At 54.6% G+C, this 15,853-nt stretch carries 14 protein-coding genes; 6 read left to right on the top strand and 8 right to left on the bottom strand.

Going from position 1 to position 15,853, the window contains the following annotated elements; translation table 11 throughout:
- Window positions 1-186: 186 nt before the first annotated feature.
- The gene (locus SFX18_13395) at window positions 187-621 is read left to right on the top strand and encodes a hypothetical protein (GenBank protein ID MDX1964142.1); all 435 of its coding nucleotides are present in this window, start codon (window positions 187-189) and stop codon (window positions 619-621) included.
- Window positions 622-2,571: 1,950 nt separating this feature from the next.
- Window positions 2,572-3,822 (top strand): type VI secretion protein ImpB, encoded by a 1,251-nt coding sequence (locus SFX18_13400; GenBank protein MDX1964143.1) that lies wholly within the window; start codon window positions 2,572-2,574, stop codon window positions 3,820-3,822.
- Window positions 3,823-3,841: 19 nt separating this feature from the next.
- Here the strand turns inward: SFX18_13400 and epmB are convergent, their stop codons facing one another.
- Window positions 3,842-4,951 (bottom strand): EF-P beta-lysylation protein EpmB, encoded by a 1,110-nt coding sequence (gene epmB, locus SFX18_13405; GenBank protein ID MDX1964144.1) that lies wholly within the window; start codon window positions 4,949-4,951, stop codon window positions 3,842-3,844.
- Window positions 4,952-5,065: 114 nt separating this feature from the next.
- On the opposite strand from epmB, the gene efp reads away from it, so the two are divergent.
- From efp to lpxB, 3 genes are all read left to right on the top strand, one after another.
- Window positions 5,066-5,632, top strand: a complete 567-nt coding sequence (gene efp / locus SFX18_13410) for an elongation factor P (GenBank protein ID MDX1964145.1) — start codon at window positions 5,066-5,068, stop codon at window positions 5,630-5,632.
- 31 nt (window positions 5,633-5,663) lie between these two features.
- Window positions 5,664-5,912: a hypothetical protein gene (locus SFX18_13415; protein ID MDX1964146.1), complete on the top strand. Its 249-nt coding sequence runs from the start codon at window positions 5,664-5,666 to the stop codon at window positions 5,910-5,912.
- Between the two features lie 638 nt (window positions 5,913-6,550).
- Complete coding sequence (gene lpxB / locus SFX18_13420; protein MDX1964147.1) at window positions 6,551-7,852, top strand: lipid-A-disaccharide synthase; 1,302 nt, start codon at window positions 6,551-6,553, stop codon at window positions 7,850-7,852.
- Window positions 7,853-7,877: 25 nt separating this feature from the next.
- On the opposite strand, the gene SFX18_13425 is transcribed toward lpxB, so the two are convergent.
- The 7 genes from SFX18_13425 to SFX18_13455 all read right to left on the bottom strand — a co-directional run bounded on the left by SFX18_13425 (window position 7,878) and on the right by SFX18_13455 (window position 12,462).
- Entirely contained in the window at window positions 7,878-8,231 is a 354-nt protein-coding gene (locus SFX18_13425) for an SRPBCC domain-containing protein (protein ID MDX1964148.1), read from the bottom strand.
- Window positions 8,232-8,396: 165 nt separating this feature from the next.
- On the bottom strand, window positions 8,397-8,948 hold the full coding sequence (locus SFX18_13430; protein ID MDX1964149.1) for a DUF1801 domain-containing protein: 552 nt from the start codon (window positions 8,946-8,948) through the stop codon (window positions 8,397-8,399).
- 129 nt (window positions 8,949-9,077) lie between these two features.
- Window positions 9,078-9,542 carry a PH domain-containing protein gene (locus SFX18_13435; GenBank protein MDX1964150.1) on the bottom strand — a complete coding sequence of 155 codons (465 nt, stop codon included), beginning with the start codon at window positions 9,540-9,542 and terminating at the stop codon, window positions 9,078-9,080.
- 332 nt (window positions 9,543-9,874) lie between these two features.
- Window positions 9,875-10,633, bottom strand: coding sequence for an MBL fold metallo-hydrolase (locus tag SFX18_13440; GenBank protein ID MDX1964151.1), 759 nt, complete (start codon window positions 10,631-10,633; stop codon window positions 9,875-9,877).
- Window positions 10,634-10,743: 110 nt separating this feature from the next.
- Window positions 10,744-11,067, bottom strand: a complete 324-nt coding sequence (locus SFX18_13445; protein MDX1964152.1) for a type II toxin-antitoxin system PemK/MazF family toxin — start codon at window positions 11,065-11,067, stop codon at window positions 10,744-10,746.
- Entirely contained in the window at window positions 11,042-11,248 is a 207-nt protein-coding gene (locus tag SFX18_13450) for a hypothetical protein (protein ID MDX1964153.1), read from the bottom strand. The genes SFX18_13445 and SFX18_13450 overlap by 26 nt, the downstream gene beginning before the upstream one ends.
- Before the next feature lie 191 nt (window positions 11,249-11,439).
- Window positions 11,440-12,462 carry a hypothetical protein gene (locus SFX18_13455; GenBank protein MDX1964154.1) on the bottom strand — a complete coding sequence of 341 codons (1,023 nt, stop codon included), beginning with the start codon at window positions 12,460-12,462 and terminating at the stop codon, window positions 11,440-11,442.
- A gap of 1,042 nt (window positions 12,463-13,504) precedes the next feature.
- Between SFX18_13455 and SFX18_13460 the strand changes: the two genes are divergently transcribed.
- A complete protein-coding gene (locus SFX18_13460) occupies window positions 13,505-15,574 on the top strand; it encodes a carboxy terminal-processing peptidase (protein MDX1964155.1) in 2,070 nt (689 codons plus the stop codon).
- Window positions 15,575-15,853 lie beyond the last annotated feature (279 nt).

A 15,853-nucleotide genomic window follows, 5' to 3' on the forward strand; every position in this document is an offset into this window, starting at 1 on the left:
AGCGGCGCGCTGGCGCCCTCCCCGCTCACTTTAACTCGATGCGAAAAATCCAAACCGTGGCCACGTTAACAGACGTTGACCTAGCCCCACTCCCCATAAACCACAACCCGACTTTGTTCTGTTTACGCTGAACCAGTACACTACTACGTTCTGTTTCAAGACCGACTACTTATTTTTGATGAATCTATGGAACTTAAAGGGCATTCTCAAGTTGCATTTGGCAACCACACTTATTTACTACGACTAAACAATAAGCCAACAATGTTAGTTGTGAAGGCCGGTGAGAAATACGATTTGCATGAATTTGAACTCAGTAAAGATAGTATAATTACTCCTTTTATCTATAAGAGTAAGTTACTCGTAGAAGGGATTTTAGTACGATACAATAATGACTATTCACGCGTAATAATGGACGCTGGCAACGGCATGCTTATGTATGTTGACCAAGCTGGCAGCGTGCGCTTACTAGATTCGATTAAGAATATGGTCATAGATCAGGTGGAAATTAACAAAGAGAACATTATTCTTCAAAATTCTACTAATGGAAATATTTATCTGTTTTATTGGGAAAAGAATACGTATAGCTATGCTGCTGTATATAAACCAAGTACGCCCGATTAGCACCCACGAGGTAATCGCATGATGGAGTTCAGTTTGGTTTAGTGTTTGCATTCTGTTTTGGAAAGTCAGACTGGAGTAGTCGCTAGCATTTCAATTTTCCCAAACGGAGTGCTAGCAATGGATGAGTCGCGAATTGGATCACGGCGTATTTTGTAAAACTTAACGATCCCTCAGCCAGATTGGTAAAAATCACAAGCTGCTAGACATGATCGTGTCCGTTCCGCAAACCACAGTGACTGAGTTGGCTTAGTGGTTTGCGTGCAAGAGTGCGGCAGTCGGCTCGTGCGAGAGAGGTTCGGCGGCGTCTTCTTTCCTCCAGAAGCCGAGGAGGAATGTCTCCAACTCAGTAACCAGGATGTTACCCGCCGTGTCAGACATGCCCGAGCTCAACCTGGGGAGTTGACCTAGCTTTGCAACCACGCAGGTATTGTAACATTGCCAATTGCGGTTAAGCGCGCCTATTTATTCCCAGATTATTAGTTTTTGACAATCTGCTTCCAATTTGTTGACAAGAAGCCTTTGAGCGAAAAAAATCATCAAGTGTTAAGGCCTCCTGCCCAGGCCTGAACAAATTGGCCAGCCGATCACCGCCCCGGTCAGCGGGCTCTTTGCTTGGTTTACCGGGTACCCCAGGAACTTGTTCCTGGACGGCGCAGCCGCAAGAAGTATATGCCCCACATAGCTCAAGCATGTTCTGCAACTCCCGTCTTGGCAAGTTCTTACCCAATTTCTGTCGCGCCTAGGCATTCACCCGGCGAATCGTCACAAACCATCCTTTGCCATTTATGTTACTGTACTGGGGAACTAAACCGCAAGTCGATGCATTGGAAAACCAATCCCACGCGGCGGCCCTAAAACTTGTGGGCTCACGTAGCAGAAGACGGCTCCTGGAAGTCGCGGAAATGTTCGCTCAAGTGCTTCCCACCGCTGCGCGGCCCAGGAACAAGTTTCTGAGGTAGCCGTTTTGATCATGAGTGCTAATCGGGGGTATCCGGTCTTGACAAATGTACATTAATAGTGTAGAGTGGGTGGAAGATGCGGAATCCAGGATTTTGAATGCAGAAGTAGATTACCGCCATTCTGAATTCATCATTCTAACTTCCGCATTTCCACATGCCCTCACCCCGTCCCTCTCCCGATCAGACGTTACCACAAATGGGAAGCCACTGTCGGGAGAGGGGGGAATTGCCAAGGCGGAATGATGAAAGAGTACCGCGCAGCGATAACGGATCATAGCCGTGGGTGTCAACCCACGGTTTTGGATAAGCCAAGCAACATGGAGCCGCGTAGCGGCGTATTCAATTAAGAATGAAGAATTAAAAATTAAGAATTGGGTGATCGTTTGCTTCTGGGCTAGAAAGATGCCGCTCCTTCGGAGCTGTGTATGTTTGCCAAAAACCACCCCACTAAAAACCAGCAACCACCGCGCTCCGCTGCGCGTCGCGGCTAAACAAAAACCAAATACCACTCCACCAGCCACCAAAAACCAATGACCAGTCCCGCTCGGCGAGCGGGACCTACAGCGCCCCGGACCGCCGATGCCATCGGCGGCTTTGTGCGCGTCGCGGCTAAACGAGAGAGGGGTTATTTTGTGTACCCCGGGTAGTCGCTGCGCTAACCCGGGGCTATGTGATGCAACCGCTTCGCGGTAGGAAAGCAAAAACCAAAAACCAGCCACCAAAAGACTAAACTCCACACCTTCAACTACCAGTTCGGCAACGGAGTTGCCTCCTACAGATTGTTTTTTTCCGTGAACCTCGGCCTTTTCGCCGTTCCTCCGTGATAAATGAATTTTCCTGTCCAGCCGCTCCGCGCTCCGCTGCGCGTCGCGGCTAACCAAAAACCAGCCACCAAAAACTAAACTCCACACCTTCAACTACCAGTTCGGCAACGGAGTTGCCTCCTACATTTTTCCCCGCGTCCCCTCGCCTCGCACCTCTCGCCTCCCCCATGCTCGGCTATCTCTTTATCGACATGAACGCCTACTTTGCCAGCGTGGAACAGCACTTGCGGCCAGAGCTGCGCGGGCAGCCGGTGGGTGTAGTGCCGATGCTGGCCGACACCACCTGTTGTATTGCCGCCAGTTACGAGGCAAAAAAGTATGGGGTAAAGACCGGCACTGGCGTGGCCGAGGCTCGCCGTCTGTGTCCGCGGATTCGCTTGGTGGAGGCCCGGCCGGATGTGTACGTGCGGTACCATCATCGGGTGGTGGCGGCGGTCGAATCTTGCCTGCATGTGGACGTGGTGATGTCGATCGACGAAATGATGTGCCGGCTGATTGGCGAACATCGCCGCGAAGCGACCGCGCGCGATCTGGCCGCACGGATCAAGGCCGCGATTCGCCGCGACGCGGGAGAGTTTTTGCGCTGCTCGATTGGCATTGCCCCCAACCGCATGTTGGCCAAAATGGCCGCCGATCTGCAAAAGCCCGATGGCCTAACCGTTATCCGGGCCGAGGAACTTCCCCAGCGGCTGTTTGGCCTGTCGCTGACCGATTTTCCCGGCGTGGGCGAACGGATGCAGGCCCGTCTACACCGCTACGGCGTGACCACGGTCGAGCAATTTTCCCAAATGACGGTCGACCAAATCAGCCGCGTGTGGGGGAGCAAGCTGCTCGGCCGCATGTGGTGGCACCGCCTGCGGGGAGATGACCTGCCCGACCCCCCCACGCAGCGGCGGTCGGTGGGGCATTCCCATGTGTTGCCGCCGGACATTCGGACGGATGCCGAGGGGCGGTCGGTGCTGATCTGCATGACGCATAAGGCGGCCGCACGGCTGCGGCGGATTGATTATTGGGCACAGTCGGTCAGCATTGATGTGTCGTACTGGGGGGGCGGGGGGACATGGCATGACCGGCGGCGGATCATGCCCGCGCGGGACACGCATTCGCTGGTGGCGCACGTGGCGGAGATGTGGGACCGGCGTCCCGCGGGCCGCCCGCTGAAGGTGGGGGTGGTGCTGGGAGATTTATTGGCGGCGCAGTCGGCGACGCGGCCGCTGTTTGACGAAAATGTGGAGTTACAAAACGTATCGGACGCGATGGACAAAATCAACGAAAAGCTGGGGGACCACGCGATTTACCTGGGAAGCATGCACGGCGCCGCGCCGCATGACCCGCTACGGATCGCGTTTACCCGCATTCCCGAAGCGCGGCGCATGTACGAACTGCGCGAGGCGCCGAAGCGCGCCTGGGGCAGATAATCAGGAAGGAAAGGTCAGATTACACCAACGGCGTTTTTCCCCTCGCGCCGGGGACTTCCTGGACGTAACGGGGCACGGCGTAGCCGGGCAGGGTGGCTTGCAACTCGCCCAGGATTTGCAGTCCCGTGCTGATTGGCACTTCAAAGTGCGCGCCCCCCGCCACACGGTCCAGTTGGTGCAGGTAATAGGGGAGCACGCCCAAGTCGAGGAGGCGCGCGGACAATTCCGCCTGGACGGCGGCGGAGTCATTGATGCCGCGTAAAAGCACGGCTTGATTAAGGGTGGGAATACCAGCCTGAACCAATCGTCGCAGCGCGGCGGCGGCGGAGCTGACCAACTCGGCCGGGTGGTTGGCATGGACAACCATGATAGGGCTTAGCCGGGTGCCGCGCAGCCAGCCCAGCAGTTCGTCCGTCACTCGCCGGGGGATCATGATGGGAAGGCGGGTGTGCACGCGCAGCCGTCGCAGGTGGGGAATTGTTGCCAGTTGGGTTGCCAGTTCCCCCAGCAGTTCATCGCGCAGGATCAGGGGGTCGCCGCCGCTGAGGATAATTTCGCTAAGGGAGTTGTCCGCCGCCAGATGATCGAGCGCGGGCCGCCACTGCGCGAGGGAACGGGGAAGTTCCGCATAGGGAAAATGTCGGCGAAAGCAATAGCGGCAATGAACAGCGCATGCGCCAGTAAGGATCAGCAAGGCGCGGCCCGGGTATTTATGTAATAAACCGGGTGTCACGACGGCGGCCAGGTCCCCTACCGGATCGGGGCTGAATTGTGTTATAATAGTTGTTTCGGCGGCAGTCGGCAAAACTTGCATAAGTAGCGGGTCGCGCGGATCGCCGGGTCGCATGCGGGCCAGAAAATCCCGCGGCACAAAGAGCGGAAAATCCCGGATGGCCGGGGCGGCGTGGGCCGCGATTTCCGCAGGCAAATCGAGGAGCCGGCACAGTTCGGCCGGATCGCGAATCGCGTCGCGCAGTTCCTGGTGCCAGGTGGTGTCCGTCTGGTCCAGTTGCGCGGTTTGGCGGGCGTCTTTGGCCGGGACTTGTGGGGGAGCGGTACCTGCCCCGGGGGCCACCGCCGGATGCGGTTTTCGCGTTTCGAGCGCGTGGGCAAATGTGGCGTGCGGCATCGGTTTTGATAAAGAATGGATAGTTCCCAAAAAATCGCCATTATCCAGGGATGGCAATTTTAACACTCCTAGCATACCTTTTCCTCCAACTTCCACCAATGAGGTGCCTGACCCGTGGCTTACAATACGAGTGATTTTAAAAAGGGGATCAAGATCCAAATTGATGGCGATCCGTATTTGATGCTGGAATGCAACTTTGTCAAACCAGGCAAAGGGCAGGCATTGTACAAGTGCAAGATGCGGAATCTGATCAAGGGGACGGTGCTGGACCGGACTTATAAAAGCGGCGACAGCCTGGACGAGGCCGATGTGACGGAGATTGAGTCGCAGTTTTTGTACAAGCAGGGGGATACGTTTGTCTTTATGGACAACACCAGCTTTGAACAGTACGAGCTGAATAGCGATTTGGTGGGAGAAACAGCGCAGTGGATCAAAGAAGGGACCCCCTGTTCCATGACGCTGTTTAACAACCGGCCGATCAGCGTGGAACCGCCCAACCACATGATTCTAAAAATCGAATATTGCGAACCGGCGGTTCGCGGCAATACGGCGACTAACTTGACCAAACCCGTCAAGCTGGAAACCGGGGCGGAGATTAGCTGTCCGGCGTTTGTCGAGACCGGCGAACTGATTCGTGTAGACACCCGCACGGGGGAATATATTGAGCGGGTGAAAGAGTAGGGGAGAATAGTTTTAGAAAGGTGGTGGTAGCATGGAATTTTCAACACAAATTCTTGATGGTGTGGTGCACGGCAATACGATCACAGTCAGTCAGCCGCTGGGTTTAGCTGATGGCGAAGCGGTAAGAATTGTGGTTTCACCACTTAGGGATGCACAAGATCCCGCATTAGAGCAAAAGGTTCAAGAATGGGAGCAATCGGAGGACGCCCGGGAGCATGCGGAATTCGTAGCTTGGAATAGAAAGTTACGGCAATTAATGAGACCTCCAATTACAGAATAAGTTTTATTATCGATTCCGATATTTGTTCATCTTATATACGCAAGCACCCTCGTGTGCTCTCGCGCATGATGATGTATTGGGGTGGACTCCACATTTCCGTTATCACACATGGCGAAATCATGAGTTGGGTATTACGAAAAAACACTACACCGCAACGTTTTTACAGGAAGTACAAGACTTATTTCAAGCGGTTACCATCTATCCCATTGACGAGACAATAAGTACACGATTTGCCACCACCCGCGTTAAACTTTTTGATTTGGGCCGCCCCGTGCCAAGCAGCGATTTGTGGATCGCCGCCACTGCTCTAGAGTATAATTTGACACTCGTAACCCATAATACCCGCGATTTTTATGGGATTCCCGATCTGAGATTAGTGGACTGGTTGCTTCCCTAACTTAACAACATCATTAATCAGATCATTAACGTCTATTTTACGATAAATTTTCTTTTAAACGAATTTTCGCTTGCTAGCAACGAAAGTCCCCGCGAGATTTGCTATATCGCCGAAGCAATTCTTAGAGCATAATACGTGGCCAAATTTTTTTCTCACCTTTAGCGCGTAAAGAGCACCCGCGCGTATGCGGCCTTTTACGCATGGGAGTGCGGACGGCAACGGGTGCTAGGCGATCTCACTTATGAAAATATTTTTTTCCGTCGGCGAACCCAGCGGCGACCTGCACGGGGCAAATCTCATCCGCGAACTCCAGCGGCTGCGGCCCGATATACGCTGCGCGGGCTATGGCGGTCCCCGCATGGCGGAGGCCGGTTGCGAGTTGCATTTTGAACTGACCAAACTGGCCGTCATGTGGTTTGCCCGCGTGTTGTGGAACTTGCTCACGTTTTTTCAACTGTGCCGGCGGGCGGATCGCTATTTTCAGACCGAGCGACCCGACGCGGTGGTGCTGATTGATTATCCCGGCTTTAACTGGTGGATCGCCCGGCGGGCCAAGCGGCACGGCATTCCCGTGTATTATTTTTCGCCGCCGCAAATCTGGGCCTGGGCCAGTTGGCGAATTGCCAAGATGCGGAAATACGTCGACCATGTGCTCAGCGGTTTGCCGTTTGAAGCGGCTTGGCTGGCGGAGCAGGGGGTGCGGGCCACCTTTGTCGGGCATCCCTACTTTGACGAAGTGCGCCGCCAGAAACTCGAACACGATTTTATTGATCAATTGCATCTGCAGGGTCAATGGGTAACGCTACTTCCCGGTTCGCGCAGCCAAGAAGTAGAGCTGAACTTGCCGATCATGCTGCGGGCGGCGGCGCTCATCCGCGCGCGGGTGCCGCGGGTCAACTTTGCCATCGCCGCGTTTACGGCGCGGCACGCCCAACTGGCGCGGCGGCTCCTGGCCGATGTCCCGTTAGATGTGGCGGTGTATGTGGGCAAGACGCCGGAACTGATCGCGGTGGCGGACTGCTGCCTGGCGACTTCGGGATCGGTATCGCTGGAGCTTCTGCACCACAAAAAGCCGACGGTCATTGTGTACATGATCAGCCGACTGGCGATGTGGGTGCAGCAATGGTTTGTGCGGGTGCGTTATATCACGCTGATCAATCTCTTGTTGGCCAAGGAGATATTTTTAGGCCAAAAAGAATATTCCGGAACATGGGGCCAGCAGGCGGGGCGCGGGGGGCGCGACAAACCGCCAGAAAAGGCGCTCTTTCCCGAATATTTGACCTGGCAGGATAAATCGCCGCAGATCGCAGCGCATTTGATTCGTTGGTTGTTGGTCGAGGAGTACCACGATGGCGTCGCCGCAGAGTTGGGCAAGCTCAAGGCCAAAATCGCGCATGGAGGCGCTAGCCGCAACGCGGCGCAGATTATTATGGCAGAAGTGATCGACCGCGCGGCGCAACCGCTAGCGCCGCATTACCAACCGCAGCGGGAAACGGCGGAAATGACGCAAACAACGGAAACGGCACAGGGCAAGGCGGCGTAAGGTTGCATGCAGTTACCGAGAAGACTCACCCTGGAATTTCCGGCTCCACCAAATTCGCCAGTTGGGCCAGTGATTCTTGCCAGCCCAGGCAGCAGGCATCCGGCGGGATGACATCCGGCAGGCCCGCTTGGATGATGTGCAGTTCCGTTCCCATACCCACTGGTTTGAATGTGATAGTCACGCGCATTTCCCCGGGCAAATCGGGCGAGTCAAAGCGGTCGGTATACACTAACTTTTGGTAGGGAATCATTTCCACGTAGGTTCCACCAAAGGAGTGGCTCTGGCCGCTGCCAAAGTTGGTAAAGGACATGCGGTATCCGCCCCCCCCCGCGCGTCGATCTCGTGGACTTTTCCGGTAAAGCCCTACGGCGGCAACCATTTGGCCATGGCGTCCGGATCGATAAACGCCTTGTAAACCCGCGTTGCGGGGGCACGCAAGACACGCTGAAACTGTACGGTGTTGGGCATGAAGGTGTCTCTTGGGATAATAAGGGAGAACGATTTGGTCGAGGAATTGCGCCTATTTATGCATTATAAATTAATGTTATGGCACCCATCCCGGCAACGCCGCCGCTTGGCGCACCCAGCGGGCCATTTGTTCCTCGTCCAAAACGTCTTTTTCATAAATGTCTAGCCAGCGCGCCTCCTGACTCTTGGGCGTGCCACCGGGAGGAATCGGATTCAATGACAGGCCCTTAAAGAACGTGACTTTGACGTACTTGGTCAATACATGAAAGGACAAAAACCAGCCCTGACCCTCAATGCCATAAAAGGGAGAATTCCAGCGCACGGCTTTCTTTACATGGGGCACATGCTTGACGATGAGCGCGTCCAGGCGGCGGCCCAGGTCGCTTTTCCAGCCGGGCATGGCCGCGATGTACGCCTGCACCGGCGCATCGCCGTCCCCTTTGGCGATCTGGGGGTTCCCGCCCGAGAGCAACACCACGCCGTTTTCGTTTGGTTGTAATTTGGCTGGCTGCGCGGGTTTGCCTGGCCTGGTGGATTTAGCCGGTTGGGCGTCGGAGCCGGATTTTGTTTTTGTGGCTTTGAAGGACGTGGATTTAGCCGCTTTGTGAATCGGCTTGCGTTTGTTCATAAACTAGCTCGCTTGGGAAGGGAATATCTAGCCCGCTGCGTCAGCAAGGGAATAATGAAACAATTGTATCCCTTGCTAACGCTGCGGGCTAAGGGGATTGTCCCTTGCTGACGCTGCGGGCTGATGTTGTCAAACGGCATCAGAATACAGCCGATCCCCCGCGCGTTTCAAGCCTGCCTTTTGTGCGAGTTCTTGCAAGAACAAATTAGAATCCTGCGGCGAAATCATGACGGAGTTAAAAAACGACGGCCCATACTGAATGTGCAGCCGGTCCAGGGATAATGCCGGGGAACTGAGGGGGTTCGAAGTGGGATTAACTGAGGATATTTTTTGCAGGGGAATTGTCCAGCGGCAAATACCACAGCGAATCACTAACTGGCTATCACTCAATCCATAACGCATGGGAAAAATCAAGCCCCAGTAAAGCAAACCCACGCCTAGCAGCATGCCCAGGCCAATCAACAGGCTGGTGGTATTCCCCTCCCACAGGGAAAGGATGCCGATGGACATTCCCGTGATCAATGGTAGTGCCAGGGCGGCAGCCACCCACCAATCGATTTTGGACGGGAACCAGTTGATATTTTCACGTGACATGGCGGGCACTCACTGCAAAATAAATTGTATTCAGAGTTGACATAATCAATCCTAACTTGTATTCGTTGGCAGTCACAGAATCTCGTCTATAAAACTCGCCAGGATTTGTCATGGGTGAATAATACCAATAATTGGAGGGAATATTACACGTGGGATTGCTTTTCCCGCTGTCTCGGCCGCATGCCGACCCGCCTAGGAACCACCTTAGTGCTCTTTTACGATTCGATTTCGGATGAACCGTCGGGCGTTATCCCACGGTTGGTGCCGCATAAACCGTAGTCTAGCGCCCAGCGGCAGACTTGCCTAACTCGAATCTTAACTTTGACACAGCACTAGGTGGTGTCAGGAAACTCCGTAAAATCATGATACCCGCAAAGTTCTATCTGATCCTGGTGGTCCCGGGCCAGTCGCCGCAGAATTTCCAGGCTGGAGCGCCGTTGAACGTCGTCGTCGGCGCGTAGCTGGGCAAGGGCCGAAACAGGATGGTCCGCGATTGCTAGTTCTGCCCGCAAATAGTAGGCATCACCCACATGTAATAGCCAACGATCGCCGGTTCTTATTGCAACTCCGCAATGGCCATGGGTGTGGCCAAACAGCGGAATTAACGCGCAACCCACGCCCAGGGCCAAGGGGAGGGGACGACATTCCACGCCAAACCAATGGCTGGGTAAAGATTGGTGGGCGAACCAACGTGGACCATGGTTAAATTGAGCGGGTGAATAACGGTCCTGAAGGGAGTTGATTTGAGTGAGTTCTTCCTGGGAAACATGCACTGTGGCGTCGGGAAAGTCGCTTAAGCCACCAGCATGATCCGGGTCGCCATGGGTGAGCACGATGTCCGCCACGGCTGACGATGGAAAGCCCAAACGCTCGATCTGGCGAATCGCCGTGAGTTCCTCATGAAACTGAAAGCCCGCCGCATCAATGGCTATTTGGCCGATACGTTCGCGTGGTTGGGCGATGTCCCGTAGGCCGATGCCGGCATCGATCAATGCCAGCCGGCCCTTCCGCTCTAGTAACAGGCAATGACAAGCCGCCCGAGGATGAGGGGGGGCATGGAGCAGACCGCAATTGAGGTGAAAGACCCGCATGGAATGCAAGGTAGAAAGTTTTTAGACTCACTCCAATTGACATATTTTAACAAAAAATGTGGATGGTATCCCTTAGCTGTAGAGGAAATAAGTGATCTCGAGTTTTATGATTATGCCAGACCGAGCCAATCCTTAACCACGGATTCCACAGCACAGAGTTGATCAGTGGGCAAAATGCCCAAACGACGGAGTAGCTTTATGGTTGGGATTGTAATGATATTTTGAGCATCAAATGCTCCTGCTTTTAAAAATCGAGTAAGCGTCTGTACTTCAAATCGAGAGCCCCGAGTACTCGTCGTATGCGGAATAACAGTTGTTAAGACACGATCTTGTTGATCGTCGGCTGGAATACTAAGAACCAAACAAGGCCGTACTTTCGCGACCATACCCAGATCAATCAACCATACTTCACCTCTTAAGGGAATTATCCGCATCCGATTCCTCCGCGTCGAGCGCTAGAAATAACTCTTCCGCTATCCCGGTTAATTGTTCTTCGGTTAACACTGTGTCGGGTAACTCGCCGCCGCGACGCAGCAGGTTGGCCAAGATGTCATGCTGTTCTTGTGGTTCCAACATATCAAATGTGGCCAATAATTGAGCGGCAATGTCGGACATAGCTTAATTCCCGGATAATAATTAGCGATTGTAAACCATACATTCCATTTTAACAATTTTAATCCCATTTCCAAAATTCGCAACAAGACGGTAAAAGTACACCCGCTTTCGCCACCCCAAAAACAAAAAAACTCCGTCCGGTTACCCGGACGGAGTCTCAGTAGCTGACTAGACTTACTAGCAACCGCGTACTAGCGGGTGCGGACCACGTTGCTGGCTTGCATCACGCGGCCGCCACGACGGTAGGCGGCTTGGGGATCAACCATCGGCGCGGGAGGCATCGGGGCGGCTTCGGGAGCGGCAGCCGGGGCCGGAGCGGCCACCGGGGCAGCCGCACAACCATTGCCACAAGCGGCGGTGCAACCATTGCCATTGGCACAAGGATCAGCCGTGCAGCCCGTGCCACAAGGATCACAAGCGGCGGGAGCGGCACAACCAGGATCGCAAGCGGCGGGAGCGGCACAGCCGGGATCGCAAGCGGTCGTGCAGGTGTTGCAAGGATCGCAGCTCTTCTTGCAGCAGCTTTTCTTGCAGCCACCGCAACCAAACAGGTGGCCGAACAGCCCGCAAGAGTGCTTCTTGCAGCAGCTTTTCTTGCAGCTAGGAGTTTCACAAGCGTTGCAAGCGGCGGGAGCGGCACAACCCGGATCGCAAGCGGCGGCACAGCCGGGATCGCAAGCGGCAGGAGCGGCACAACCAGGATCGCAAGCGGTCGTGCAGCCGTTGCCGCAACCATTACCGCAGGTATTGCAGCAGGACTTGCACTTGTGGCAATCAAACAAACCCTTCAAACCGCCGAACAGGTCATGGCTATGGCAAACCTTGACGCCCAGGTGGGGGCAGCCGCATTTGACATGGCCGGGGCATTTCTTGCAGCAGCTGTTGCAGCTGTCGCAACCATTGTCACATCCCGTGCCACACGGAGCGGCACAGCCGGGGTCGGCCGCGGCACAACCGGGATCACAAGCGCCCGTGGCGCAGGGATCGGCGGCGGCACAGCCGGGGTCACAAGCGCCGTTGGCACAACCGTTGCCACACGGTGCCGCACAGCCAGGATCACTGGTGCAGGCGGTCTTTTCACAACATTGGGGCTGCACAGCCGTGCAACCGCAGTCATTTAGGTTCATCATGCGTTCCAGAAGCTCAAATCCATAGCTCTGGCTACACAGGCCCACGCTGACCACGAGCGCGCCAAAAAACTTTGTCCATTTCATCGAACAATGTCTCCTCAACTGGGGTTAAGCAAGCTCCACCGGTGAACTCGTAGCGCCCGTACCATGGTTGGGAACGCGCCAATCTGCCAGGTTTTGGGGCGGAGAGCCGCGGGCCGTGCACGTGGACACAGCGTGTCACAGCGCTTAGCCTTTGCCGCAATCCCTGCGATTGGTGAGATCTTCCAGGCGGGTGATGCCAACCCACGGTGTCTAGCGTCAGGCCCGTGCGAACCAATCCTTGGCTCGACTTAGCCATCCGGTTTCCTGACGCGCCCTAATCGTGCCTTCAGCACGCAATTTCCATCGGGACAGATGTCGGTATCGGCACTGTCAAAGAAAGCCCTTGAGCGGCCCGAAAGCATTTTCCGGAAATGCTTTAGGGCAACCATTGCACAAAGATTGCCGATTTGTAAAGCGCGCGAAAGTTTGCGGCCCCACCCCTCTAGAATGATCCGCAGGACCGCTAGGGTTTGCCAGGGTTCCTCCGGCTTGGGCAAAACTGGCAAACCCTGACGGCTATTCGGACTGTAGCATTTGGCCAAAAACTGCCCTCTGTGGGGGGGCTGCGCGGATCGAGCCAAAAGCGTCTTTAAAGGTTTTTGGGCCGAGCAGTCCAAATGCAACTGTGTGAAACCGCCAACAGTTAAAAACCAGCTATTTGCCAGTAAATTGGCGTATCCGCGACGGTTTTGAGAGGGGTAGCCGGGGTTATCGCTTTTGTCTTTTGGTCACGTCCCGGTCACTTCCCCCACCCCGGACCAGATCGATCTTGCTTCCCGTTAGTACGTGGGATAGGATTCCAGGTGGCCCATTTTTTACTAATTGACGCCCCCTTACCGCCCGGATCAGCCGGTTTTGCCTTTCCCGGGAACACTCTCCCGGGGTGATGCGTAGTACAGTTTAACACTGATATACGCCCATTTTGGTTCGTGGTGTCCGGGGTAGGTTGTCAAAATTCGGAACATTTTCCGCTCGACTTGTGGTCCGTGGCCAAGCCGTCTTCGGACCAAGCGGGTGAATTACTTTGAAGAGGGATTTTTGTATGAATCACGGGTTGTGGAATCGAGTCTCAAAAGTTTTGCCCTGGGCTGGCGGAGCCGCGTGTGTGCTGGCTTTGGGTTGGGGGCAATTTGGTCCGCAACCGGTGGCGGCCGACCCGACGGCCCCCGGGGCCAATGATAAGTACATTGCCCGGGTGGTGGCTAAGTTTCTCAATGACGAGCATCTGACCAAGCACGCCGTCGATGACGAGATGTCCCAGCGCTGTTTCCAAAATTTTCTCCGGACATTGGATCCGCTGAAGCAATATTTTTTGCAGTCCGACGTGGATGAGTTCGCCGCCAAAAAAACCGATCTGGACGACATGATCCGCAAAGGGGATGTCAGTTTTGGCTTTGCCGTGTTCCAGCGCTTTTTGCAGCGCGTGGATGAGCGCGTGGCCTACGCGCAGCAATTGTTGGACCAGGACCATGACTTTACCCTGGAAGAAGAGTTGGTGACCGATGGCAAGTTATTGGATTTTGCCAAGGACACAAAGGAATTGGACGATCGGTGGCGGCGGCGGGTCAAGTACGACCTCTTGGTGCAAAAATCCGACAAAGTGGAGTCAGCCGAAGCGAAAAACAAGCTCAAGCGGCGTTATGCCAGCTTTGGCAAGCGGATGCACCAGCTAAACAACGACGATCTGGTGGAGATGTTCCTTTCGGCCATGACGACCGGTTTTGATCCGCACACCAACTACATGTCGGCCAGCACGATCAAGTCCTTTACCATCGCCATGAGCCTTAAGTTAGAAGGGATCGGGGCCGCGCTCCAGTATGATGACGGCTATACCAAAATCACCAACATTATTCCCGGCGGTCCCGCCGACAAGGATGGCCGACTGAAGGCCGATGACCGCGTGATTTCAGTCGCGCAGGATGAAGGAACCGAGTTTGTCGATGTGGTGGACATGAACTTGAACGATGTGGTCAAGATGATCCGCGGCAAGGCCGGAACCACCGTCCAGTTAAAGGTCCTTCCCGGCGGAGTGGGCGAGCCAAAAATCATTAAGCTAACCCGTGACAGCATCGAGCTGAAGGATAGCGAGGCCCGCAGCGAAATCATTGAAGAGGGCAAAAAGCCCAATGGCCAGCCCTTTAAGATTGGTGTGATTAACCTTCCCAGCTTTTATATGGATATGGAAGCCGCCCGCGCCGGCAACGAGGACTACAAAAGCACGACCCGCGACGTAAAGAAATTGCTGGACGATTTTAACGCCAAGGGAGTCGATCTGGTCATTATGGACCTCCGCCAAAATGGGGGCGGTTCCTTGCCCGAGGCGATCAGCCTGACCGGTTTGTTCATCGACCAAGGCCCCGTGGTCCAGGTCAAGGACGCCGAGGGAAACATTCAACATTATGAGGATCAAGACCGTGGTAAGGCCTGGAATGGTCCCTTGGTCGTTTTGACTAGCAAATTCAGCGCTAGCGCCAGTGAAATTTTTGCCGGAGCCATCCAGGATTATGGCCGCGGATTGATCATTGGCGACAAAGCCACCCATGGCAAAGGGACCGTGCAAAGCCTGATGGACCTGGGCCGGCGGTTTTTTCCCACGGCCAATGCCCCGGAATTTGGCTCGCTAAAAATTACCATGCAGCAGTTTTACCGCCCCAACGGCGACAGCACGCAAAATCGCGGGGTCCTGGCCGATGTGGAAATTCCCTCGATCACCTCGCATTTAGACGTGGGCGAGTCGGATTTGGATTATGCGTTGGCCTTTGACCATGTCGAGCCGCTCCCATTCCGCAAGGAAAACCTGGTCGAACAAAGCATGATTGACGAATTGCGGGCTCTTTCCAAGGAACGGACCGAAAAGTCGGAGGATTTTCAAAAGGAGGCCAAAAAGATCGCCCGTTATGAATCGATTAAAAAGAGCAAGCGGGTCAATCTGAACGAGGCTAAATTTTTAGCCGAACGCGAGGAATTTAACAGTGAAAAGGAAGAAGAAAAGGAATTTGAAGAGCAAAACAAACCCAACAAGCCGGTCGTCAAGCGGGATTACTACTTTAACGAAGCCTTGTCAGTGGCGTTGGACTATTTGCGGCTGAGCGATAAATTGGCCAGTAAATAGCGGGCAGCGACCCCGGCCGCGAAATGGCGACCCTAAAATTGCGGCATTTTCCCTACCACCAAAAACCGCGAGAGACCTTTTCTTTCCGGGCTTTGCGTGGTAGTTTTTATTGGTAACGTCCCTGTTCCGTTTCCAGGTGAACCGCGTGGTTCGCCAAGCGGTCCAGGCGGACGGTTATTGGGCCACTTTTTTTCCACGGAAATTCCACCCCATCATGGCTAAGCCCCATAAAACCCTGAAAAAAGCCAATCACGGCGCACGTCCGGCCAATAGCAAAGC

It is taken from the genome of Pirellulales bacterium (assembly GCA_033762255.1).
Lineage (GTDB): Bacteria > Planctomycetota > Planctomycetia > Pirellulales > JALHPA01 > JANRLT01.